Genomic DNA, 24,510 nt, shown 5'->3' on the forward strand with positions numbered 1-24,510 from the left:
CATCTTAAAAAATTATTAATATTTATTCGACAATTATGCCTGTTTTTAGTATTTAGCAATTTTTATTATGTTGTAAGTTGAAAAAAGAGAAAAGAAGTCTTACATCAGAGGTCGAATAATTGAAATGCGGGGGAGTCTTATGTCAGTAAAATCCGATAGTCGTCACCTATATTTACGGGTGATTGATCACATCAAAGAAAAAATTAAAGATGGGGCTTACAAAGAAAGACAAAAGTTACCATCAGAGTTTGATTTAGCGAAAGAACTTGGCGTAAGTAGAGCGACTCTAAGGGAAGCGCTGCGTATTTTAGAAGAAGAAAATGTTGTCATTCGCAGACATGGTGTAGGAACATTTGTAAATGCAAAGCCGTTATTTTCTTCTGGGATTGAACAACTTTCTAGTATTACAGATATGATTTCTAGTGTGGGGAAAACACCAGGAACTATCTTTTTATCATCATCTACAACAAGTTTAACAGAGGAAGAAAAAGAGAAGTTTAATAGTGAAGATGGTTTTAATGCAGTGATGATTGAGCGTGTGCGTACAGCAGATGGGGAACCTGTTGTATATTGTATCGATAAACTTGCAAAAGAGATATTGCCAGATTTATCGGGATACAACGAAGAATCATTGCTTACAGTGATACATAACAATACGCACAAACGTATCACATACGCAGTTGCTCACATTGAGCCGATTGGCTATCATCCGAAAATCTCACCGATTTTGGAATGTGAACCGGAAACGGCACTGCTAGTGTTAAAACAAATGCACTATGATCAAAATGATGAGCCAATCTTATATTCTATCAATTATTTTAGAGCTGATAAGTTTAGCTTCCACGTATTAAGAAAACGTATGTAGGTGAGTTCCTTTTTAGGGAGGTGACAGCAAGAAGTTAGGGACAGCAGCGTATAAAAAAATAGACAAATCATTTCAGGAGGGGTTTCTAGTATGAAGAAAAAAACAGGTCTTTTATTATCATTAACATTAGCAGCAAGTGCGGTGTTAGGTGCATGTGGTAACTCGGATAAAGCGAGTAGCGACAAAAAAGAGTTTAAAGTTGGTATGGTTACAGATGTTGGGGGCGTTGATGACAAATCATTTAACCAATCAGCTTGGGAAGGTTTAACGAAGTTCGGTAAAGACAATGACTTAAAGAAAAATGAAGGATATCGTTATCTTCAATCTAGTAAAGATGCGGATTATATCCCGAATTTAACGAAATTTGCGAAAGATCATTATAACACAACATTTGGTATTGGTTACTTAATGGAAAAATCAATTGCAAAGGTAGCTGAACAATATCCAAAAGAGCAATTTGCGATTGTAGATACAGTTGTAGAGAAGCCGAACGTAACAAGTATTACATTTAAAGACCATGAAGGTTCATTCCTAGTTGGTGCTGTAGCAGCGATGACGACAAAATCAAATAAAGTTGGGTTTGTTGGTGGTGTAAAAAGCCCATTAATTACAAAATTTGAATCAGGCTTTAAAGCTGGTGCAAAAGCAGTAAATCCAAATATCGAAATCGTATCACAATATGCTGATGCGTTTGATAAACCAGAAAAAGGTTCTGTATTAGCTTCAGCAATGTACGGTGGTGGAGTTGACGTAATTTACCATGCTTCAGGTGCAACTGGTAACGGTGTATTCACAGAAGCGAAAAACCGTAAGAAAAAAGGTGAAAACGTTTGGGTAATCGGTGTTGACCGTGACCAAAATCAAGAAGGTATGCCTGAAAACGTAACTTTAACATCAATGGTAAAACGTGTTGATATTGCAGTAGCAAAAGTAGCACAAGAAGCGAAAGATGGTAAATTAAAAGGCGGTAAAGTAGAAGAATTCGGATTAAAAGATGACGGTGTTGGTATTGCGAAAACTACTGACAATGTGAAAAAAGTAAATCCAGAAATCTTAACAAAAGTAGAAGAGTTTGAGAAGAAAATCACTGACGGTGAAATTAAAGTCCCTGCAACTGACGAAGAATATAAAACATATGAAGCTTCTCTAAAGAAATAATAATAGAGAAATAGCAAAGGTTAGTTCGTAGAACTAACCTTTGCATATATATAAATACTTTTAATAGAGTGTAATTAGGGAGTGTTCCCTGCTAAAAGGAGGAACAAAATGGAATACGTAATTGAGATGAACAATATTACAAAAGTATTCCCAGGCATTGTAGCGAATGATGATATTACGCTGCAAGTAAAACAGGGAGAAATACATGCTTTACTTGGAGAAAATGGTGCAGGGAAATCCACATTGATGAATGTACTATTTGGTTTGTACCAACCAGAACAAGGTGAAATTAAAATTAAAGGAAAACCTGTAAAAATTACAAATCCGAATATAGCAAATGACCTTGGTATTGGGATGGTCCATCAGCATTTTATGCTTGTTCATAATTTTACAGTTACAGAGAATATTATTCTTGGAAATGAGCCGAAGAAAAACGGGAAAATTGCTGTTGAAGAGGCGGCAAAAGAAATTAAGCAATTATCTGAACAGTATGGTTTGGCTGTTGATCCACATGCGAAAATTGAGGATATTTCTGTTGGGATGCAGCAAAGGGTTGAAATATTAAAGACTCTTTATCGTGGTGCTGAGATTTTAATATTTGATGAGCCAACCGCGGTGTTAACTCCTCAAGAAATTCATGAGTTGATTCAAATTATGAAAAAGCTTGTGCAAGAGGGGAAATCTATTATCCTTATTACACATAAGTTGAAAGAAATTATGGAAGTTTGCGATCGTTGTACAATTATTCGTAAAGGTAAGGGGATTGGTACTGTTGATGTAGCGGAAACGGATGAGCATAAACTTGCAGAGTTAATGGTCGGACGTCAAGTGAATTTTAAAACAGAAAAAATAGAAGCTAAACCAATGGAAGAAGTACTATCTATTGCAAACCTAATTGTTCATGATACGCGCAAGTTACCTGCTGTAAAAGGCCTTGACTTAACTGTTCGTGCAGGAGAAATCGTTGGGATTGCAGGGATTGATGGGAATGGTCAAAGTGAATTAATAGAGGCGATTACTGGTTTACGAAAAGTTGAGTCAGGTTCTATTGCAATTAAAGGAAAAGAAATAACGAATTGGCCTGTTCGAAGAATAACAGAAGAGGGGATTGGTCATATTCCTGAAGACCGTCATAAACACGGACTTGTTCTCGATTTTTCTGTTCGGGACAATATTGTTTTACAAACATACTATAAAAATCCATTTTCAAAGAAAGGGATTTTAAATTTTAGTAAAATTACAGAAAAAGCGAAAGCACTTATTGAACAGTTTGATGTACGTACACCTAGTGAACAAACGTTAGCTCGCGCTCTATCTGGTGGAAACCAACAAAAGGCAATTATTGCACGTGAGGTAGATCGTAATCCAGATTTATTAATTGCAGCACAGCCAACACGTGGTTTAGATGTAGGTGCGATTGAATTTATTCATAAAAAATTAATTGAGCAGAGAGATAATGGTAAGGCAGTATTACTTTTATCTTTAGAGCTGGATGAAATTTTAAATGTAAGTGATCGAGTGGCTGTTATATATGAAGGGAAAATTGTAGCGATTGTCGATGCGAAAGAAACAAATGAACAACAGCTTGGATTATTAATGGCCGGCGGGACAGGGAAAGAGAAGGTGAACACAAATGGCTAAAAAATTTTTAACAGAACGAACAATTAATATTTTAGTACCTGTGTTATCCGTAGTTTTCGGTTTACTTGTTGGTGCCATTGTAATGTTAGTTAGTGGATATGATCCAATTGTTGGATATGCCGCGCTTTGGGAAGGGATGGTTGGCAATCCACAAGCTATCGGTGAGACGTTGCGTACAATGATTCCGCTTGTATTAGCTGGTCTTTCAGTAGCATTTGCATTTCGTACAGGTCTTTTCAATATTGGAGTGGAAGGACAATTATTAGTTGGGTGGCTTGCTGCTGTTTGGTTTGGATATGCAGTGTCGTTACCAGCAATTTTGCATATTCCGTTATCTATTTTAGTGGCAGCAATTGTCGGCGGTTTATGGGGGTTTATACCTGGATATTTAAAAGGGAAACTTAAAGTAAATGAAGTAATTGTTACAATTATGATGAACTACATTGCACTTTATGTTACGTATGATCTTATTAAACGTTTTATCCACGAAGGTAATGAAAAATCTTATGACGTACAAGCAAGTGCTTCGTTAGCTTCTGATTGGTTATCTTCATTGACAGATGGATCTCGTTTACACTGGGGAATTGTTGTGGCTATTATCATTGCGATTGTAATGTGGTTCTTATTAGATAGAACAACGTTAGGGTATGAATTAAAATCGGTTGGTTTTAACCAAAATGCCTCTCAATACGCAGGAATGAAAGTATCGCGTAATGTTGTATTATCAATGACAATTGCTGGTGCTTTTGCAGGAATTGGTGGAGCTATGGAAGGATTAGGGACATTCCAAAGTATGACAGCAATGTCTTCGTTTACTGGTATTGGATTTGATGGGATTGCGGTAGCACTTTTAGGCGGAAATAATCCATTTGGTATACTATTAGCAGCTTTACTGTTTGGTGGTTTGAAAAGTGCAGCACCACAAATGAATTTCGAAGCAGATGTACCTTCGGAGTTAATTAACGTTATTATTGCATGTATTATTTTCTTTGTAGCGTGCAGTTATGTTTTACGCTGGGCACTTACACGCATGAGCAAGGAGGGGAAATAAATGAGCTTTTTAGATATTTTAGCCATTCTTGTGACGGGTACGTTATATACGGCAGCGCCACTTATTTTTACGGCGTTAGGTGGAGTGTTCAGTGAACGTTCTGGAGTTGTAAATATAGCGTTAGAAGGTTTAATGTTATTTGGTGCATTTATTGGTATTGTTACAACGTTATTAATGGGTGATACGTGGGGGTCGATGACTCCTTGGATTGCATTATTATTTGCAGCAATTGGTAGTGGATTGTTTGCACTTCTTCACGCAGTAGCATCCATTACATTCCGTGCAGATCAAGTAGTAAGCGGAGTAGCAATTAACTTCTTAGCACTTGGTTTAACAGTATTTGCGATTAAGAAAATCTTTGGCAAAGGACAAACTGATTTCATTCAATACCGCATTGAAAAAATCGATGTTCCGGGTCTTTCGGATATTCCGGTAATCGGAAAAATCTTTTTCTCTAATGTACCGTTAACATCATATATTGCTATTATTTTAGCGTTTGTCGTTTGGTATATCATTTATAAAACGCCGTTCGGTCTTCGTCTTCGTGCGGTTGGTGAGCATCCAATGGCAGCGGATACGATGGGGATTAACGTATATAAAATGCGTTATATTGCAGTTGCTATATCTGGAATGTTTGCAGGAGTTGGTGGAGCGGTCTTCGCTATGTCGATTTCTGGTAACTTCTCAGGTGCTACAATTACTGGACAAGGTTTCTTAGCGTTAGCAGCAATGATTTTCGGTAAATGGAATCCACTCGGTGCTCTTGGAGCGGCTCTGTTCTTCGGATTTGCTCAATCATTAGGAATAACAGGTGGTACAATTCCAGTACTAAAAGAAATTCCAAGTGTATTCTTAACGATATTACCGTATGTATTCACAATATTAGCGCTTGTTGGTTTTGTAGGTCGTTCTGAAGCTCCGAAAGCATTAGGAACTCCTTATGAAAAAGGAAAACGATAAGTATAAAAAAAGCTCGCACATTAGTGCGGGCTTTTTTACATAGACTATATTTAATACGGAATTTTACTATGTTCCTTACATATTACAGTTTTTAGAAAGGGCCTAATGTAAGTATAGTGAGGAAGAAAAGTTGATTTTTTATTTCTAAAAACTGTATATTGAAGAGGAATATTCCTATATACGTAAAGGAGGGCTATAAATGAAACTGATGGAACAACAGTTACATGAGCTAGGTGGTTTACGAGTACATATTATTCCAACTGATAAATATAAAACAAATACATTTGTATTTCGTTTGAAAGCACCTTTAAATGAGGAGACGGTGACAGAGCGTGCCCTATTGCCATACGTATTGCAAAGTGCGACAGAAAAGCTTCCTTCTGTAATTCGTCTTCGTCAATATTTAGAAGAATTATATGGATCTTCTTTGTCAGTAGATGTAAGTAAAAAAGGAGAAGACCATATCATCTCTATTTATGTAGACATTGCAAATGAAGTATATTTACATGATGCACCACCGTTATTTGAAAAAGCGCTTTCTATGTTATCTGATATCGTTTTGCATCCAGCGACAGAGGGGAATGGTTTTCTACCTTCTATCGTGGAAAGTGAAAAGAGAGCGCTCTTGCAACGAATTGAAGCGACTTATGATGATAAAATGCGTTATGCAAACGAGCGTTTAATTGAAGAAATGTGCAAAGTAGAACCGTATCGTTTAAGCGCAAATGGGAAAAAAGAGAGTGTTTCTTCTATTACAAATGAAAGTTTGTATCAATATTATCAAAAAGTGTTAGCAGAGGATGAAATGGATCTATACATTATTGGTGATATTTCAGAAAACGCAGTGGATCTTGTAAGTAAGTATTTTTCTATTTCAGCGCGTCCTGCGAGAGAAAGAAATGTACTTCTTCATAAGAGAAATAATGAAGAAAAAGAAGTTGTGGAAAAACAAGAATTAAAACAAAGTAAATTACACATCGGTTATCGTACGTTTATTACGTATAAAGATGAAGATTATTTTGCACTGCAATTGTTCAATGGATTGTTTGGAGGATTTTCTCATTCGAAGTTATTCGTTAATGTTCGTGAAAAAAATAGTTTAGCGTACTATGCAGCATCTCGCTTTGAAAGTCATAAAGGTTTATTATTTGTCATGTCAGGAATCGAAGCGAAAAATTATGAAAAAGCGGTTGAGATTATTAAAGAGCAAATGCTTGCAATGCAAAATGGTGATTTTTCTGAAGAAGAGATGCATCAAACGAAAAGTGTTATTCGAAATCAAATATTAGAAGCAATTGATACACCGCGCGGATTTGTGGAAATGCTGTATCATGGTATTATTTCAGATCGTACCCGTCCGGTTGAAGAATGGCTTACAGGTATTGAAAGTGTGACGAAAGAAGAGATTGTGAAAGTTGCTAAAAATATTGAATTAGATACAATTTACTTTTTACAAGGAACGGAGGGAGAATAAATGGAGAAGATTGTTTATGAGCAATTAAAAGAGACACTCTATTATGAAAAACTTCCTAATGGATTAGATGTATATATTTTACCGAAGCAAGGATTTAATAAAACATTTGCAACGTTTACGACAAAATATGGTTCTGTGGATAATACGTTCGTACCACTAGGTAAAGAAGAGATGATTCGTGTGCCTGATGGGATTGCTCATTTTCTTGAGCATAAACTATTTGAAAAAGAAGATCACGATGCCTTCCAATTGTTTAGTAAACAAGGGGCATCGGCAAATGCTTTCACATCATTCACAAGAACAGCTTACCTTTTTTCATGTACATCAAATGTAGAACAAAATTTAAATACATTGTTAAATTTCGTACAAGAGCCTTACTTTTCTGAAAAAACAGTTGAAAAAGAGAAGGGTATCATTGGGCAAGAAATTCAAATGTATCAAGATAATCCAGATTGGCGCTTATATTTTGGGTTAATTGATAGCTTGTTTGTAAAGCACCCGATTAAAATTGATATTGCGGGTACGATCGAGTCTATTAGTAAAATTACGAAAGACCTACTATATGAATGTTATGAAACGTTTTATCATCCAAGCAATATGTTAATGTTTGTTGTAGGGGCAATTGATCCAGAGAAAACGATGGATTTGATACGTGAAAATCAAGCGAAAAAAGATTATAAAAATCAACCAGAAATAATCCGTTCATTCGAAGAAGAACCAGATGAGGTAAATGAAAAGAAGAAAATTATTTCAATGCCTGTACAAACACCGAAATGTTTAGTTGGTATTAAAGCGACAAACTTAAAAGAAAAAGGGGAAGCCCTTTTAAAACAAGAAATTGCGCTTACGCTACTTTTAGATTATTTATTTGGGAAAAGTTCTGTTCATTACGAATCTTTATATAATGAAGGGCTTATTGATGATTCGTTCTCGTATGATTATACGGAAGAGAATAACTTCGGTTTTGCAATGGTTGGCGGCGATACGAAGCAACCTGATGAGCTGGAAGAGCGTTTGAAAGGTATTTTATTAAATACAAATTATGATCAATTAGATGAGGCGGCATTAGAACGAGTAAAGAAAAAGAAAATAGGTGGCTTTTTACGCTCCTTGAATTCACCAGAATATATTGCAAATCAATTTACACGATATGCGTTTAATGAATCGAGTTTGTTTGATGCATTGACTGTATTAGAAAGTTTAACGGTTCAAGATTTACAAGAAGTAGCAAAATTATTATTATCAGAAGAAAAAATGAGCGTTTGTCAAGTATTACCGAAAAAATAAAAGGTTTCACAATAATACCCTCATCTTATCATTGATAAATTGTAAGATGAGGGTATTATTTATTTGTGGGGAAAAGATTTTTTTGAGATAAGAGAGGAATAGTATGAAAAAGTATGCATTAGTAACTGGAGGAAGCGGAGGGATTGGCTCTGCTATTTCGAAACAATTAATTCAAGATGGATATACAGTATATGTTCATTATAATAACAGTGAAGAGAAAGTGAATGAGTTGCAGAAAGAATGGGATGAAGTAATTCCTGTTCAAGCGAATTTAGCTTCTACTGATGGGGCAGAGCAATTGTGGAAACAAATTGAACATCCTCTTGATGTTATCGTATATGCAGCTGGGAAGAGTATATTTGGACTCGTAACAGATGTAACGAACGATGAATTGAATGATATGGTAGAACTTCAAGTGAAGAGTATCTATAAATTATTATCAATGGCACTGCCTTCAATGATTCAGCGGAGAAGCGGTAATATTGTACTTGTATCATCTATATGGGGACAAATTGGTGCATCATGTGAAGTGCTTTACTCGATGGTAAAAGGTGCGCAAAATTCATATGTGAAAGCTTTAGCAAAAGAAGTTTCATTAAGTGGAATAAGGGTGAACGCGGTGGCGCCAGGTGCAATTGAAACGGAAATGTTAAACGTATTTTCAGAAGAGGATAAGAATGAAATTGCAGAAGAGATTCCGTTAGGTAGGCTGGGATTGCCAGAAGAAGTAGCAAAAACAGTGTCGTTTCTTGTATCTCCAGGTGCATCTTATATAACGGGACAAATTATCGGAGTGAACGGCGGTTGGCATTGTTAAAAATTTCTTACATAAAAAATGAAAAACTGTACAAATTAAGCATGATTCTATTACTAAGTAGTGAGGTGCTTACACATGTCAGTTTTAGATAATTTTGATCAATGGAAGAGCTTTTTAGGAGAACGTTTAGAGCAAGCGCAAGGAAAAGGTCTTGATGGTGGTGCTGTATCAGATATGGCATTTCGTGTTGGTGACTATTTAGCGAATGAAGTAGAAGCACGCAACGATCAAGAGAAACTATTAGCTGAGCTTTGGAAAGTTGCTGACGAACAAGAGCAACATACAATCGCAAACTTAATGGTAAAGTTTGTACAACATAAGTAAAAAATAGAGAGGAGATTCTCCTCTCTATTTTTTTTTGTATAATAATTGAAAGGGATAGATTATACATTTAGCTTCCCTATTAAGGTGAAATCATATAATATAGTACGTAGGTGTAAAGTAAGCAAGGGGAGTGATCTTGGATGATTGAATGGTATTTTGAATATGAAATACATAAAAACCGACCTGGCTTGCTTGGTGACGTTTCTTCGTTAATCGGTATGCTCGGCATTAATATTGTCACAATTAATGGTGTAGATAATGCAAGGCGTGGATTACTCCTTATGTGTGATAATCAAGAGCAAATCTCTAGACTTGAATCAATTTTAAATACGATGGATAACATAACGGTAACGAAATATCGTCCGCCAAAGCTAAGAGATAAGCTAGCGGTTAGACATGGTAGGTACATACAACGAGATGCAGATGATAAGAAGACATTTCGGTTTGTGCGTGATGAATTAGGGTTACTTGTAGACTTTATGGCTGAAATAATGAAAAAAGAAGGCCATAAGCTAATTGGTATACGAGGAATGCCTCGTGTTGGAAAAACAGAATCCATTGTTGCCGCAAGTGTTTGTGCAAATAAAAGATGGTTATTTGTATCGTCTACTCTTATTAAGCAAACTGTTCGTAGTCAATTGATTGAAGATGAGTATAGCGACGACAATATTTTCATCTTAGATGGAATCGTGTCAACAAAGCGTGCTAACGAAAGGCATTGGCAGCTTGTTCGTGAAATTATGAGATTGCCTGCAACGAAAGTTGTGGAACATCCTGACGTATTTGTGAGTCAGTCAGAATACACATTGGATGATTTTGATTATATTATCGAGTTGCGTAACGATTATGATGAAGAGATTCAATATAATTTAGTAGATGAAATTGAGCAAGGTACGCAAAATAATTTCTCTATGTTTGACTTTTAAAGAAATATTGAGGTGTTAGTAGTGACAGAATTAGGACAAAAGCTGAAAGAAGCAAGAGGAACGAAAGGCTTGTCTATTGATCAGCTGCATGAGATTACAAAAATTCAAAAACGCCATTTAGTAGCGATTGAGGAAGGCAATTATGATGTATTGCCAGGAGCTTTTTATGCGCGTGCATTCATTAAACAATACGCAGATGCGGTTGGATTAAATGGAGAAGAACTGCTTGTGGAATATCAGAGTACGATACCGCAATCTGAAAAACGTGACGTTCCACAAGTATCAACTGGACAAAAAACGCAAGAAACAATGCAAAAGTCTTCATCATGGCCAATTGCAGATCATATGCCAAAAATCTTAGTTGCGCTGTTAGTTATTGCAATTGGAGTAGTAATTTGGTTTGTTTTCCAAGCGTTGACTGGAAAAGATGATGAGAAAGTTCCGAATGCTCAAAGCGAGAAAATTGAAGTTAAAAAAGCGGAAAACTCTCCGTTAGATACGAAAAAAGATGAAGTGAAAGCGGAAGAGCCGAAAAAAGAAGAACCGAAAAAAGAAGAGCCAAAGAAAGAAGAACAACCAGCGCAACAAACGGGACAACAAGAAATCAAAGTAATTGGGACAACTGGTAAGGAATCCACTTTGGAAATTCATAATAATAAAACGTTAGAACTAGAAATTACAACAAAAGGCGCAAGTTATGTAGGTATTAAAAATGAGGCAGGAAATGATATCTTTAGTGGAACAATAGAGGAAGGTCAAACTCAAAAATATGATTTATCAACAGCGAAAGTGGTAAACCTTAATATAGGAAGTGCACCGAATGTTGAATTTAAATTAAATGGCCAAGTCGTTACATTCCCGTTGAATCCAGAAGAGAATTATCATCAAAAATTCTTGATTAAAAATCTAGGGATAGAGCAACCTGCACAATAACAGTCATCGCTTCGATGACTTTTTTCAATGAACAAATGTTTTTGATATGATGGAGGAATAGCTGTGAATTTACCAAATAAAATTACAATATCTAGAATCTGCTTAATTCCAATTTTTATGGTAATTATGTTAGCGCCCTTTGATTGGGGTTCATACACAATTGGTGATGTTAATTTACCAATTCAACATTTAGTAGGAGCGCTTATCTTTATTGTTGCTTCGGCTACAGATTGGATTGATGGACATTACGCAAGAAAGTATAATCTTGTAACGAATTTAGGGAAGTTCCTTGACCCGTTAGCTGATAAATTACTTGTTTCAGCGGCACTTATCACGTTAGTTGAGATGCAATACGTACCTGCTTGGATCGTTATTGTCATTATAAGCCGTGAGTTTGCGGTAACTGGTTTACGTCTTGTACTTGCTGGAACAGGGGAAGTAGTTGCGGCAAATCAACTAGGGAAAATTAAGACGTGGACACAAATCATCGCGATTGCGGCATATTTATTACACGATGTGCCTTTAAATTTAATCCATATTCCAGTTGCTGATATTTTTATATGGATTGCATTAATTTTTACTGTTATTTCAGGATGGGATTATTTCTGGAAAAATAGAGCGGCTTTTGTAAACTCAAAATAGAAGTTTATGGGGGGAATTGGGATGAACGCTGAAATTATTGCGGTTGGAACAGAATTATTACTTGGACAAATTGCAAATACAAACGCCCAGTTTTTATCTGAAAAGTTAGCTTCAATTGGCATTAATGTGTACTACCATACTGTAGTTGGAGATAATAACAAACGATTACAGCAGGCGATTGAAGTTGCAGAAGAGCGTGCGGACATGCTTATTTTTACAGGTGGATTAGGCCCGACAAAAGATGATTTGACGAAGGAAACAATTGCGTCTAGCTTAGGGGAAGAGCTTGTATATGACGAAAATGCATTAGCATTAATAAGCGATTATTTTAAGCGTACAGGTCGTGAGTTCACTGAAAATAATAAAAAGCAGGCACTCGTTTTGAATGGGGCAAATGTATTTGTAAATGATCACGGTATGGCACCTGGTATGGGGTTAAATAAGAACGGAAAAGTTTATATTTTATTACCAGGACCACCGAAAGAGATGAAGCCAATGTATGTAAGTTATGTAGAGCCTTTTTTACGTAACTTTACAACAGGAGAAAACATTTATTCTCGCGTGCTTCGCTTCTTCGGAATTGGAGAATCTCAATTAGAGGTGAAAGTTCAAGATTTAATTGATGGACAAACGAATCCGACAATTGCCCCGCTTGCCAATGATGGAGAAGTGACATTACGTTTAACTGCTAAACATCAAAATGTTGATGAAGCAGAGAAACTCATTCAGCATGTGGAAGATTTGATTTTAGAAAGAGTAGGAGAGTTTTTCTACGGGTATGACCAAGAGTTTCTGCATTATAAGGCGATAGAGTTATTGAAGAAAAAAGGATTAACTTTAGCGTGTGCGGAAAGTTTAACAGGTGGTCTCTTCGGTAATCAAGTAACAGAAAGTGCTGGTGTATCTTCCGTATTTAAAGGCGGTGTCATTTGTTATCATAATGATGTGAAGCAACATGTATTACATGTACCTGAGGAAGTGTTGTCTACTGACGGTGCAGTTAGTAAAGAATGTGCTCGTTATCTTGCTGAAAATGTTAAAGAATTATTAAAAGCGGATATCGGAATTAGTTTCACTGGGGTAGCAGGACCAGATGCTTCAGAACATAAAGAGCCGGGAACTGTATTTGTTGGATTGGCGATTAAAGATGAACCAACTGTAGTCTTTCCTCTAAATTTAAGCGGAAGTCGTCAACAAATTAGGGAACGCTCAGCAAAATATGGATTTTATCATTTGTATAAAAAGCTAGAAGAGATATAAGTCTCTTTTAGCTTTTTTTAATGGTTAAATGCGGTTATATTTAATGAAAAATAAAAAAATCGAATAAATGTTCGATTTTTGTTGGCAAATTGAATTGAAAATAGGTATAATAAGATTAGCAATTCAGTTAAGGAGGAATTTTGAATGAGTGATCGTCAAGCAGCGTTAGATATGGCGTTAAAACAAATAGAGAAGCAATTCGGTAAAGGTTCAATTATGAAATTAGGAGAACAAGCAGAGCGTAAAGTTTCTACGGTTTCTAGTGGTTCTTTAGCACTAGATGTGGCACTAGGAGTAGGCGGATACCCACGTGGCCGTATTATCGAAATTTACGGACCTGAAAGTTCAGGTAAAACAACAGTTTCATTACATGCAATTGCAGAAGTACAGCGCCAAGGTGGACAAGCGGCATTCATCGATGCTGAGCATGCAATGGATCCTGTATATGCACAAAAATTAGGTGTTAACATCGATGAATTACTATTATCACAACCTGATACAGGGGAGCAAGGTTTAGAAATCGCAGAGGCACTTGTACGAAGTGGTGCGGTTGATATTATCGTAATTGACTCTGTAGCAGCTCTTGTACCAAAAGCTGAGATTGAAGGAGACATGGGTGACTCACACGTAGGTTTACAAGCTCGTCTAATGTCTCAAGCACTTCGTAAACTTTCAGGTGCAATCAATAAATCAAAAACAATCGCAATCTTTATTAACCAAATTCGTGAAAAAGTTGGGGTTATGTTCGGAAATCAACTACAAGTTGCTTAATCGTAAAGATTAAGGAGTTTACCATGGGTTTCCCTTGCTAGTGATAGCATGTTAAAAAACCTTGTGAACCTTATTGCCTAAGGGTGTAACTATTCATATAGTTGCTAACGGTGAAGCCCACCATTATTTAGGGTAATACCGTGCCAAGCTCCATAGTGATATGGGGAAGGTGTAGAGACTACCGAAAAGGACTTTTAGTTAACTGAGTAGGGTACGGCAGATGATAGGCTACTGCTGGAAGTGCAAGGCTCTCTGTAAAGAGATGAAGAGATAGTCCGGACTATAGAGATGGAAAATCTATAGATAGTGCCAGAAACAACTCCAGGTGGTCGTGCGTTGAAATTCTATTCAACTGTTCGTCTTGAAGTACGTCGTGCGGAGCAATTAAAACAAGGTAACGACATTGTTGGTAATAAAACAAAAGTAAAAGTAGTTAAAAATAAAGTGGCACCACCATTCCGTGTTGCGGAAGTTGATATTATGTACGGAGAAGGTATTTCAAGAGAAGGTGAAATCTTAGATATGGCTTCTGAACTTGATATCGTTCAAAAGAGTGGTGCTTGGTACTCTTATAATGAAGAACGCTTAGGACAAGGTCGTGAAAATTCGAAGCAGTTCTTAAAAGAAAATACGGATTTAAGAGAAGAAATTGCCTTCTTTATTCGTGAGCATCACGGAATTAGCGAAGATTCAGGTGCTGAAGATATGGAAGATCCAAGTCTTCTTGATTAAAGTGGGATAAAAGACACGGCTTCGTGTCTTTTATTTTTGTATCATTATGAAAGCGTTGTATATTGTTGGAGATAAAATATTTAATCCATCTAAAACATTATGTGTACAGAGGGATATATGCGTGTTTTACATGAATAAACTGGAATTTACTAAGGTTTTCCAGGATAATATGCTCTCTGCTTTTTACATTCCTATATAAATTAGAGCTGAAGGTAAAGAAAGTAAAAGTAGACAACGCTTGACAATGAAAATTGCGATAGATACAATGAGAATGTATATTTTTTCTTATATACGAAACACTCTTCTCAAGAAGAGAAGTAATATTCGGAGTAAGACTTAAATCTTGCCGAAATAATAATATGACATTTTAATTGTGAAATGAAGAAAGTCCCTTAAAAAAGCGGGACGACGGTCTTTGCTGTATGTTGGTATTCAATGTACATGCCGACAGTCTTTTTTCATTCATAGCAAGGGGAGGTGAAATCATGAGTAGTACAGTTTGGATACTCATCTCCATTTTGCTTGCAACAGTCGGTGCAGTTGTTGGCTTTTTTGTTCGAAAGTCTATTGCTGAAGCGAAGATTAATGGTGCAGCCAATGAAGCGAAACGTATTCTAGACGAAGCGAATCGTGAGGCTGAAGCACTTAAGAAAGAAGCGCTTTTAGAAGCAAAGGATGAAATTCATACACTTCGTACAGAAGCTGAATTAGAAATTCGTGACCGTAGAAGCGAATTACAAAAACAAGAAAATCGTTTAATGCAAAAAGAAGAGAACCTTGATCGTAAAGACGAAACGCTCGATAAACGCGAGCAACAGTTAGAAAAGAAAGAGGATTCTCTTGTAGCGAGACAACAACAGATTGAAGAGTTGGAAAGCAAAGTGGGAGAGTTAGTTCAAAAGCAACAAACAGAATTAGAGCGCATTTCCAATCTGACACGCGAACAAGCGAAAGCAATTATTCTTGGTAAAGTAGAAAGTGAAGTTTCTCATGAAATTGCCGTAATGGTAAAAGAAAGTGAAGTTCGTGCGAAAGAAGAAGCGGATAAAAAAGCAAAAGAGATTTTATCTCTTGCAATGCAGAGATGTGCAGCTGATCATGTTGCTGAAACAACCGTTTCGGTTGTAAATCTTCCAAATGACGAAATGAAGGGACGTATTATCGGGCGTGAAGGTCGAAATATCCGTACGTTAGAAACGTTAACAGGTATTGACCTAATTATCGATGATACACCAGAAGCGGTTATCCTTTCTGGATTCGATCCAATTCGTCGTGAAACAGCTCGTATCGCTCTTGATAAACTAGTACAGGACGGACGTATTCACCCAGCGCGTATTGAAGAGATGGTCGAAAAATCAAGACGTGAAGTGGACGAGTATATTCGCGAAGTCGGAGAGCAAACAACGTTTGAAGTGGGTGTTCACGGATTACATCCAGATTTAATTAAGATTTTAGGTCGTTTAAAATACCGTACAAGTTACGGACAAAACGTCTTAAAACATTCTATGGAAGTTGCATATTTAACTGGACTTATGGCGGCAGAGCTTGGTGAGGATGAAAAACTAGCAAGACGTGCTGGTCTATTACATGATATCGGTAAAGCGATTGACCATGAAGTAGAAGGTAGCCACGTTGAAATTGGTGTTGAACTTGCAACGAAATATAAAGAGCATCCTGTAGTTATAAACAGTATTGCATCTCACCACGGAGACACAGAACCAACTTCTATCATTGCAGTTTTAGTTGCAGCAGCAGATGCATTATCAGCTGCAAGACCTGGAGCTCGTAGTGAAACACTTGAGAACTATATTCGTCGTCTTGAAAAGTTAGAAGAGATTTCAGAGTCTTATGAAGGCGTAGAAAAATCTTTCGCAATTCAAGCAGGACGAGAAGTTCGTATTCTGGTAAAACCAGATACAATTGATGATTTAGAAGCTCATCGTTTAGCTCGTGATATTCGAAAACGTATTGAAAATGAACTGGATTACCCAGGGCATATTAAAGTAACTGTTATTCGTGAAACACGTGCAGTGGAATACGCAAAATAAAGTGGTGAAACACCACTTTATTTTTTTGTGTTGGAATTGGTTAAAATAAAGGAAATTAGTTATACCTAGCATACAAGTGAAACAAACTTATAATAAATATATTGTAAGATAATTACTTGAAGCTATAGTAATAAAAAATGTAGTACATAGGAAGGGTAAGACATATGAGAATATTATTTGTTGGGGATGTAGTAGGATCTCCTGGTAGAGGTATGATTCAACAATACGTACCGGCACTAAAGAAGAAATATACACCTACAGTAACCATTATTAATGGAGAAAATGCAGCAGGTGGACGTGGAATTACGGAAAAAATATACCGAAACTTTTTAGAATGCGGAGCACAAGCGGTTACACTTGGAAATCACGCTTGGGATAACCGTGAAGTATTTGAATTTATTGATGATGCAAAATATCTTGCAAGACCAGCTAACTTCCCAGAAGGAACTCCAGGAAAAGGGCTTATTTTTGTGAACTGTAATGGAACAGAAGTTGCAGTTATTAACTTACAAGGACGTACGTTCCTTCCTCCAATTGATTGTCCATTCCGTAAAGTGGATGAATTAATTAACATTGCGAAAAAACGTACGAATATTATTTTTGTTGATTTCCATGCGGAAACTACAAGCGAAAAACAAGCGTTAGGTTGGTATGTAGATGGTCGTGCTACAGCGGTAGTAGGTACACATACGCATGTTCCTACAGCAGATAATCGCATTTTACCAAGCGGAACGGCATATATCACAGATGTTGGTATGACAGGGCCGTACGATGGAATTTTAGGTATGGACCGAGAAGCAGTATTGAAGAAGTTTTTAACAAACTTACCAGTACGATTTGAAGTGACAAATGGTAGAACACAATTAAGTGCAGTGCTAATTGATGTGGATCCTAATACAGGAAAAGCTAAGAAAATTGAGCGTATCTTAATTAATGATGATCAGCCATTTTTTGAGTAATTTCCATTAAAATTTAGATAAGTTATTATTTTTTAATTTTTTAGAAAAATTACAGAAATTTAGCAGGAATACGTGTCATTCCTCGTGAATATAAGTTAAAGTGAAATAATTGCTAATACTTTTTATAGAAACGAGGAGGAAACGCGGAATGGAAATATTAAAAGTTAAAGCAACGTCGGTCCCTAATTCTGTAGCTGGTGCACTTGCAGGTGTTATTCGCGAACGCGGAACAGCAGAAATTCAAGCCATTGGTGCAGGTGCATTGAACCAAGCGGTAAAGGCAGTAGCAATTGCAAGAGGATTTGTAGCGCCTAGTGGTTTGGACCTGATTTGTATCCCAGCGTTTACGGATATTATGATTGATGGGGAAGAGCGTACAGCAATAAAATTAATTGTAGAACCTCGTTAAGTTTAAACAACCTGTTTGCAGTATGCAAACAGGTTGTTTTTATAATGGAGGAATGGAAATGAAAATATTTGATGCCCATTGTGATGTACTCTTTCAGTTATGGAATGCGAAGGGGAAAAAGGATTTTAAACATGATTCGCAATTACATATTACGTTTGAACAGTTAAAGAGAAGAAAAGGAAGTATACAATGTTTTGCTATATATGTTCCAGAAACAGTGGCGTATGAAAAAAGATTTGAAGTGGCATTACAAATGGTAGATATTTTTTATAATGAAATTTTATCACTACCGGGTGTAAAGTTTATTCGGACAAAAGATGATATGAACATGTTAAAACAGGACGAGATTGGAGCAATATTAACACTAGAAGGATGCGAAGCACTTGGAAAAGATGAAATGAAATTACGGTTGTTTTATCGCCTAGGAGTACGTTCTTTTGGACTAACATGGAATTATGCCAATTTATTAGCTGATGGTGCGCTAGAGACGCGTGGGGCGGGTTTAACGACTTTTGGTAAACATGTTGTACAAGAATTTAATACATTACATGTATGGACTGATGTTTCTCATTTGAATGAAAGGAGTTTTTGGGATGTGATTGAAATTGCAAGAAATCCAATTGCCTCCCACTCAAATTGTAGGAAACTTTGTCAGCATCCACGTAATTTAAATGATGAACAACTTAAAGTTCTTATAAAGCGAAATAGCGTGATTGGTGTTACTTTTGTACCACAGTTCCTAACAAGTGAAAAACAAGCGAATATAACAGATATAATAAGACATATCGAATATATTTGTTCGTTGGGGGGAGAGAACAATATAGGATTTGGTTCGGATTTTGATGGGATATTAGAAACGGTTGTAGATGTATCAGCGTATGGAGATTATGAAAATGTAATTAACGAGCTTTGTAAACACTATGCTGCATCTACTGTAGAGCGATTTTTATATGATAATTTTGTTGAACGTATAAGCTTTTAAAATTTTTGTTTTAAAAATCCAGAAAAATTAGAATTAATTCATTTGATATTATTGCTTTTTTTAAGACCTAATACTAGAATGAAAAACAAAATAGCTTTATACTAAAGATTCAGGGAAATCAGAAGAGGCATAATTTGCGTCCATTGTAGTTTATTTGCATAAAAAATGCTAAACTATTACTGTAAAAAAATACACTACAATGAATGCAGCCAAAAGGGGTGTAGGAGATGATTAGTCAACTTTCATGGAAAGTTGGAGGCCAACAAGGTGAAGGAATTGAAAGTACAGGAGAAATCTTCTGTATTGCATTAAACCGATTAGGATATTACCTATACGGTTACCGCCACTTCTCATCACGTATAAAAGGCGGCCATACAAATAATAAAATTCGTGTAAGTACAACAGAAGTACGCGCGATCTCAGATGATTTAGATATTTTAATTGCTTTTGATCAAGAAACAATTGATTTTAACTTCCACGAATTACGTCCAGGTGGGATTGTAGTTGCAGATGCGAAATTTAATCCGACAATACCTGACAATACAGATGTAAATCTATATGTGATACCGTTTACAGATATTGCTTCAGAATTAGGCACATCATTAATGAAAAACATGGTTGCTGTTGGAGCATCAAGTGCGGTATTAGGATTAGATGAAACAGCTTATTTAGATGTTGTTGAAGAGATCTTTGGTCGTAAAGGAGAGCAAGTCGTTCAAAAGAACATGGACGCAATTAAGCGCGGCTCTCAATATATGAAAGAGTTACTAGGTGAAAAAGTAAACATGATGCAGCTTGAAAAAGCTGATGGTCAGAAACGCATGTTTATGATTGGGAACGATGCAATTGCATTTGGTGCAGTAGCTGGTGGTGCTCGCTTTATGTCTGCATATCCAATTACACCTGCATCAGAAATTATGGAATACTTAATTAAAAAATTGCCAAAAGTCGGCGGAACAGTAATCCAAACTGAGGATGAAATCGCAGCTTGTACAATGGCAATCGGTGCAAACTATGCTGGTGTTCGTACATTAACTGCATCTGCTGGTCCAGGTCTATCCTTAATGATGGAAGCAATCGGTTTAGCAGGTATTACAGAAACGCCATTAGTAATTGTTGATACACAACGCGGTGGCCCAAGTACAGGATTACCAACGAAACAAGAGCAGTCTGATTTAATGGCAATGATTTACGGTACGCACGGTGAAATTCCAAAAATCGTAATGGCGCCAAGTACAGTGGAAGAAGCTTTCTATGATATTGTAGAAGCGTTTAACTTATCTGAAGAATATCAAGTACCTGTTATTTTCTTAACAGATTTACAGCTTTCTTTAGGGAAACAGACAGTAGAACCACTTAAGTTAGATAAAGTGGAAATTCGTCGCGGTAAGCTTGATTTAGAAGCGGAATTACCAGAACGTGAAAATAAAGCATACTTCAAGCGTTATGAAGTAACAGAAGATGGCGTTTCACCACGTGTTTTACCTGGTATGAAAAATGGTGTTCACCATGTTACAGGTGTAGAACATGATGAAACGGGTAAACCATCTGAATCAGCTATAAACCGTAAAGATCAAATGGACAAACGTTTCCGTAAAATGGAGAACTTGAAGTTTAATACCCCTGTTTATAAAAATGTTAAGCATGAAGAAGCAGACGTATTGCTTGTTGGATTTAACTCAACTCGTGGTGCGATCGAAGAAGCAATGGAGCGCTTAGAACAAGAGGGTATGAAAGTAAACCATGCTCATGTGCGTTTAATTCATCCGTTCCCAACAGCTGAAATCGATCCACTTGTGAAAAATGCGAAGCGTGTTGTAGTGGTAGAAAACAATGCAACAGGTCAACTTGCTAACATTATGAAAATGAATCTTGGTAACGGTGAGAAAATTTCTAGTCTTTTAAAATATGATGGAAACCCATTCTTACCGAAAGAGATTTACAACGAATGCAAAAAAGGGGTTGTATTAAATGGCAACATTTAAGGACTTTCGTAACAGTGTAAAACCAAACTGGTGCCCAGGTTGCGGAGACTTCTCAGTGCAAGCTGCAATTCAACGTGCGGCAGCTAACGTTGGCCTAAATCCAGATGAACTTGCTGTTATTTCTGGTATCGGCTGTTCAGGTCGTATTTCAGGATATATTAATTCATATGGTGTGCATAGTATTCATGGTCGTGCCCTTCCAATTGCGCAAGGTGTGAAAATGGCAAACCGTGATTTAACAGTTATCGCATCAGGTGGTGACGGTGATGGATTTGCGATTGGTATGGGACATACGATCCATTCTATTCGTCGTAACATTGATATTACGTACATCGTAATGGATAACCAAATTTACGGATTAACAAAAGGGCAAACTTCACCACGTAGTGAAGCTGGATTCAAAACGAAAAGTACACCACAAGGTTCAATCGAACCGTCACTAAATGTTATGGAAATGGCTTTAACAGCTGGTGCGACATTTGTGGCGCAAAGCTTTTCAAGTGATTTAAAAGAATTAACACAAATTATTGAAGCTGGTATTAATCATAAAGGATTTTCATTAATTAACGTGTTTAGCCCATGTGTTACTTACAATAAAGTAAATACTTACGATTGGTTTAAAGAGAATTTAACAAAACTAAGTACAGTAGAGGGATATGATCCGTCTAATCGCATGATGGCTATGCAAACATTAATGGAAAATAACGGATTGGTAACTGGTTTAATTTATCAAAATACAGCGCAACCTTCATACCAAGAACTAGTAAAAGGATATAGTGAGAAGCCTTTAGTGCAATCTGATTTAAATATGGATCAGAAAATGTTTGATGAACTTGTTGCTGAATTTATGTAATATAAGAAGAGGAGGTTGCCATTTGGCAACCTTTTTTTATGAGTGAAAATAAGGTAGCCTTGTTTACTTAGAAAATTCAGAATGGTACAATAATATGTAAATCGTTGTATGGAAATGGTAAGTTCATTGCTAATAAAATGTAAGATAAGACAGCGCCAATTTTTTGTTAAAATTGGCGAAACGCTTCATACTATGGTAATGTTTATAGGGATAAAGCAATATGCTTTTTAGTAGGACAAAAAGAAATATAAAAAGGGAATGTCTATTTGTGTGGGGAAGACTTCATTCTTATAGATGATTAGATTGGTTACTCAAGTTTCAAAGGACAAGTTATCTCTCAAGCTATCTAACCATTTTTGAGGTGGGTCTAAGCGCATTAAAATGGACTATAAAGTGTGTATAGTTAAGGGTGAAAGGAGATTACCGATGAACGAGCAACAACGATTAGCAAGTCAACAAGCAAATTCCTCTAAGAAAAAAGAAGAGAAAGATTATAGTAAATACTTTGAAAGTGTATACCAACCACCTTCCTTAAAAGAGGCGAAAAAGCGAGGGAAAGAAGAAGTTAAAATTGAACGGGATTTTGGCTTACCTGAAGAGTTTCGCAATTTCGGTACAGGAAGAAAGTTCTATATTCGTACATATGGTTGTCAAATGAATGAGCATGATACAGAAGTAATGGCGGGTATTTTCACTGCACTTGGATATGAACCAACCTTTTCAACTGAAGAAGCAGATGTAGTATTATTAAATACTTGTGCTATTCGTGAAAATGCTGAAAATAAAGTGTTCGGTGAACTAGGGCATTTAAAGGCGCTAAAACGAAGAAATCCTGATCTTTTAATTGGTGTATGTGGTTGTATGTCTCAAGAGGAATCTGTTGTAAATAAAATTATGCAAAAAAATCAGCATGTAGATATGGTGTTTGGAACGCATAATATTCATAGATTACCGTACATTCTAAAAGATGCAATGTTCTCGAAGGAGACGGTAGTTGAAGTTTGGTCCAAAGAAGGAGACGTAATTGAAAATCTTCCGAAAGTACGTCGTGGTGATATTAAAGCTTGGGTAAATATTATGTATGGCTGTGATAAGTTCTGTACATATTGTATCGTACCGTATACACGCGGAAAAGAGCGAAGCAGACGTCCAGAAGACATTATCCAAGAGATTCGTCATTTAGCTGCGAATGGTTATAAAGAAATTACGTTACTTGGACAGAACGTAAATGCATATGGTAAAGACTTTGAAGATATAGAATACGGTCTTGGCGATTTAATGGACGAACTCCGTAAAGTTGATATTGCCCGTATTCGTTTTACAACGAGCCATCCACGCGATTTCGATGATCACTTAATTGAAGTGCTTGGAAAAGGTGGCAACTTAGTAGAACATATTCACTTACCAGTTCAATCTGGAAGCACAGAAATGTTAAAAATTATGGCGCGTAAATATTCACGTGAGCATTATTTAGAGCTTGTAAGAAAAATTAAAGAAGCAATTCCAAATGCGGTATTAACAACTGATATTATCGTCGGTTTCCCGAATGAAACAGATGAGCAATTTGAAGAAACGATGTCGTTATATCGTGAAGTAGGGTTTGATACTGCCTTTACCTTTATTTATTCTCCGCGTGAAGGTACACCAGCTGCAAAAATGAAAGACAATGTACCGATGGAAGTAAAGAAAGAACGTCTGCAACGCTTAAATGCATTAGTAAATAAATTGGCAATTGAAAAGAATAATCGTTATAAAGGTCAAATTGTAGAAGTGTTAGTTGATGGGGAAAGTAAAAATAATCCAGAAGTACTTGCAGGTTATACTCGTACGAATAAACTTGTAAATTTCGTTGCTCCAAAGTCTTTAATTGGTCAGCTTGTGAAAGTAAAAGTAACGGATGCAAAAACTTGGTCTCTTAACGGAGAATTAGTTGAAGAGCCGATTGAGGTGGAATAATAGATGAAAGTATATTCGAAAGATGAAATTGTTGAGCAAGCGAAAGAATTAGCAAAAATGATTTCTGAAACAGAAGAAGTTGATTTCTTTAAGAAAGCAGAGGCGCAAATTCATAAAAATGAAAATGTGAAGCGCGCAATTGATGAAATTAAAGCACTGCAAAAACAAGCAGTAAACTTGCAACATTACGGGAAATGGGAAGCTTTGAAAAAAGTAGAAGCTGAAATTGATGCCCTGCAAGATAAGTTAGATAGTATCCCAGTTGTACAAGAATTTAAATCTTCACAAACATATGTAAATGACTTACTACAGCTAGTTGCAAGTACGATTTCTAACAACGTAACAGATGAAATATTAATTTCAACTAATGGCGATGTATTGAAGGGTGAAACGGGCGCAGCGGTAGAAAGTAAAAAAGGAAATTGTGGTTGTTAAAGAGATGTCGAATTGACATCTCTTTTTTTAGTGAATTAAACG

At 36.4% G+C, this 24,510-nt stretch carries 21 protein-coding genes and 2 pseudogenes; all 23 read left to right on the forward strand.

Annotated features, from left to right (window positions below; all coding sequences use genetic code 11):
• Window positions 1-139 precede the first annotated feature (139 nt).
• The 23 genes and pseudogenes from LMD38_RS08160 (at window position 140) to LMD38_RS08270 (ending at window position 24,468) form a co-directional block, all read left to right on the forward strand.
• Window positions 140-865 carry a GntR family transcriptional regulator gene (locus LMD38_RS08160; protein ID WP_000114176.1) on the forward strand — a complete coding sequence of 242 codons (726 nt, stop codon included), beginning with the start codon at window positions 140-142 and terminating at the stop codon, window positions 863-865.
• Between the two features lie 90 nt (window positions 866-955).
• Window positions 956-2,023, forward strand: a complete 1,068-nt coding sequence (locus LMD38_RS08165; protein WP_000730592.1) for a BMP family lipoprotein — start codon at window positions 956-958, stop codon at window positions 2,021-2,023.
• 108 nt (window positions 2,024-2,131) lie between these two features.
• Complete coding sequence (locus LMD38_RS08170) at window positions 2,132-3,664, forward strand: ABC transporter ATP-binding protein (protein ID WP_000456919.1); 1,533 nt, start codon at window positions 2,132-2,134, stop codon at window positions 3,662-3,664.
• Window positions 3,657-4,715: an ABC transporter permease gene (locus LMD38_RS08175; protein ID WP_001074499.1), complete on the forward strand. Its 1,059-nt coding sequence runs from the start codon at window positions 3,657-3,659 to the stop codon at window positions 4,713-4,715. Before LMD38_RS08170 ends, LMD38_RS08175 begins: the two co-directional genes overlap by 8 nt.
• A complete protein-coding gene (locus LMD38_RS08180; RefSeq protein ID WP_000008842.1) occupies window positions 4,716-5,675 on the forward strand; it encodes an ABC transporter permease in 960 nt (319 codons plus the stop codon). It begins immediately after the preceding gene.
• Window positions 5,676-5,874: 199 nt separating this feature from the next.
• Window positions 5,875-7,149 carry an EF-P 5-aminopentanol modification-associated protein YfmF gene (yfmF, locus tag LMD38_RS08185; protein ID WP_062822535.1) on the forward strand — a complete coding sequence of 425 codons (1,275 nt, stop codon included), beginning with the start codon at window positions 5,875-5,877 and terminating at the stop codon, window positions 7,147-7,149.
• On the forward strand, window positions 7,150-8,436 hold the full coding sequence (gene yfmH, locus LMD38_RS08190; protein ID WP_016718297.1) for an EF-P 5-aminopentanol modification-associated protein YfmH: 1,287 nt from the start codon (window positions 7,150-7,152) through the stop codon (window positions 8,434-8,436).
• Window positions 8,437-8,539: 103 nt separating this feature from the next.
• A complete protein-coding gene (ymfI, locus tag LMD38_RS08195; RefSeq protein ID WP_000759611.1) occupies window positions 8,540-9,253 on the forward strand; it encodes an elongation factor P 5-aminopentanone reductase in 714 nt (237 codons plus the stop codon).
• A gap of 75 nt (window positions 9,254-9,328) precedes the next feature.
• Complete coding sequence (locus tag LMD38_RS08200) at window positions 9,329-9,577, forward strand: DUF3243 domain-containing protein (RefSeq protein ID WP_000114454.1); 249 nt, start codon at window positions 9,329-9,331, stop codon at window positions 9,575-9,577.
• Window positions 9,578-9,717: 140 nt separating this feature from the next.
• On the forward strand, window positions 9,718-10,503 hold the full coding sequence (locus tag LMD38_RS08205) for a DUF3388 domain-containing protein (protein ID WP_000574107.1): 786 nt from the start codon (window positions 9,718-9,720) through the stop codon (window positions 10,501-10,503).
• A gap of 21 nt (window positions 10,504-10,524) precedes the next feature.
• Window positions 10,525-11,436, forward strand: coding sequence for a helix-turn-helix domain-containing protein (locus tag LMD38_RS08210; protein WP_000137481.1), 912 nt, complete (start codon window positions 10,525-10,527; stop codon window positions 11,434-11,436).
• A 63-nt stretch (window positions 11,437-11,499) separates the two neighbouring features.
• On the forward strand, window positions 11,500-12,078 hold the full coding sequence (gene pgsA / locus LMD38_RS08215) for a CDP-diacylglycerol--glycerol-3-phosphate 3-phosphatidyltransferase (protein ID WP_016718296.1): 579 nt from the start codon (window positions 11,500-11,502) through the stop codon (window positions 12,076-12,078).
• 21 nt (window positions 12,079-12,099) lie between these two features.
• Window positions 12,100-13,338, forward strand: coding sequence for a competence/damage-inducible protein CinA (cinA, locus tag LMD38_RS08220; RefSeq protein WP_062822534.1), 1,239 nt, complete (start codon window positions 12,100-12,102; stop codon window positions 13,336-13,338).
• 144 nt (window positions 13,339-13,482) lie between these two features.
• Window positions 13,483-14,091 (forward strand): annotated as a pseudogene (gene recA / locus LMD38_RS08225) (recombinase RecA); the annotation flags it as partial.
• Window positions 14,092-14,418: 327 nt separating this feature from the next.
• Window positions 14,419-14,841, forward strand: a pseudogene (locus LMD38_RS08230) (recombinase RecA); the annotation flags it as partial.
• 485 nt (window positions 14,842-15,326) lie between these two features.
• Window positions 15,327-16,889 carry a ribonuclease Y gene (gene rny / locus LMD38_RS08235; RefSeq protein WP_000099774.1) on the forward strand — a complete coding sequence of 521 codons (1,563 nt, stop codon included), beginning with the start codon at window positions 15,327-15,329 and terminating at the stop codon, window positions 16,887-16,889.
• A gap of 164 nt (window positions 16,890-17,053) precedes the next feature.
• Complete coding sequence (locus LMD38_RS08240) at window positions 17,054-17,848, forward strand: TIGR00282 family metallophosphoesterase (RefSeq protein WP_001221095.1); 795 nt, start codon at window positions 17,054-17,056, stop codon at window positions 17,846-17,848.
• A 148-nt stretch (window positions 17,849-17,996) separates the two neighbouring features.
• Window positions 17,997-18,257, forward strand: a complete 261-nt coding sequence (gene spoVS, locus LMD38_RS08245; protein WP_000404341.1) for a stage V sporulation protein SpoVS — start codon at window positions 17,997-17,999, stop codon at window positions 18,255-18,257.
• Between the two features lie 58 nt (window positions 18,258-18,315).
• On the forward strand, window positions 18,316-19,239 hold the full coding sequence (locus LMD38_RS08250) for a dipeptidase (protein WP_016718295.1): 924 nt from the start codon (window positions 18,316-18,318) through the stop codon (window positions 19,237-19,239).
• Window positions 19,240-19,466: 227 nt separating this feature from the next.
• Window positions 19,467-21,224, forward strand: coding sequence for a 2-oxoacid:acceptor oxidoreductase subunit alpha (locus tag LMD38_RS08255; protein WP_000625421.1), 1,758 nt, complete (start codon window positions 19,467-19,469; stop codon window positions 21,222-21,224).
• Entirely contained in the window at window positions 21,211-22,077 is an 867-nt protein-coding gene (locus tag LMD38_RS08260; RefSeq protein ID WP_000190154.1) for a 2-oxoacid:ferredoxin oxidoreductase subunit beta, read from the forward strand. The genes LMD38_RS08255 and LMD38_RS08260 overlap by 14 nt, the downstream gene beginning before the upstream one ends.
• A 426-nt stretch (window positions 22,078-22,503) precedes the next feature.
• A complete protein-coding gene (gene miaB / locus LMD38_RS08265; protein ID WP_001005374.1) occupies window positions 22,504-24,033 on the forward strand; it encodes a tRNA (N6-isopentenyl adenosine(37)-C2)-methylthiotransferase MiaB in 1,530 nt (509 codons plus the stop codon).
• Between the two features lie 3 nt (window positions 24,034-24,036).
• On the forward strand, window positions 24,037-24,468 hold the full coding sequence (locus tag LMD38_RS08270) for a YlbF/YmcA family competence regulator (protein WP_000870462.1): 432 nt from the start codon (window positions 24,037-24,039) through the stop codon (window positions 24,466-24,468).
• Window positions 24,469-24,510 lie beyond the last annotated feature (42 nt).

Origin of the sequence: Bacillus pacificus, from assembly GCF_020861345.1 — a bacterium.
Taxonomy (GTDB): Bacteria; Bacillota; Bacilli; order Bacillales; family Bacillaceae_G; genus Bacillus_A; species Bacillus_A pacificus.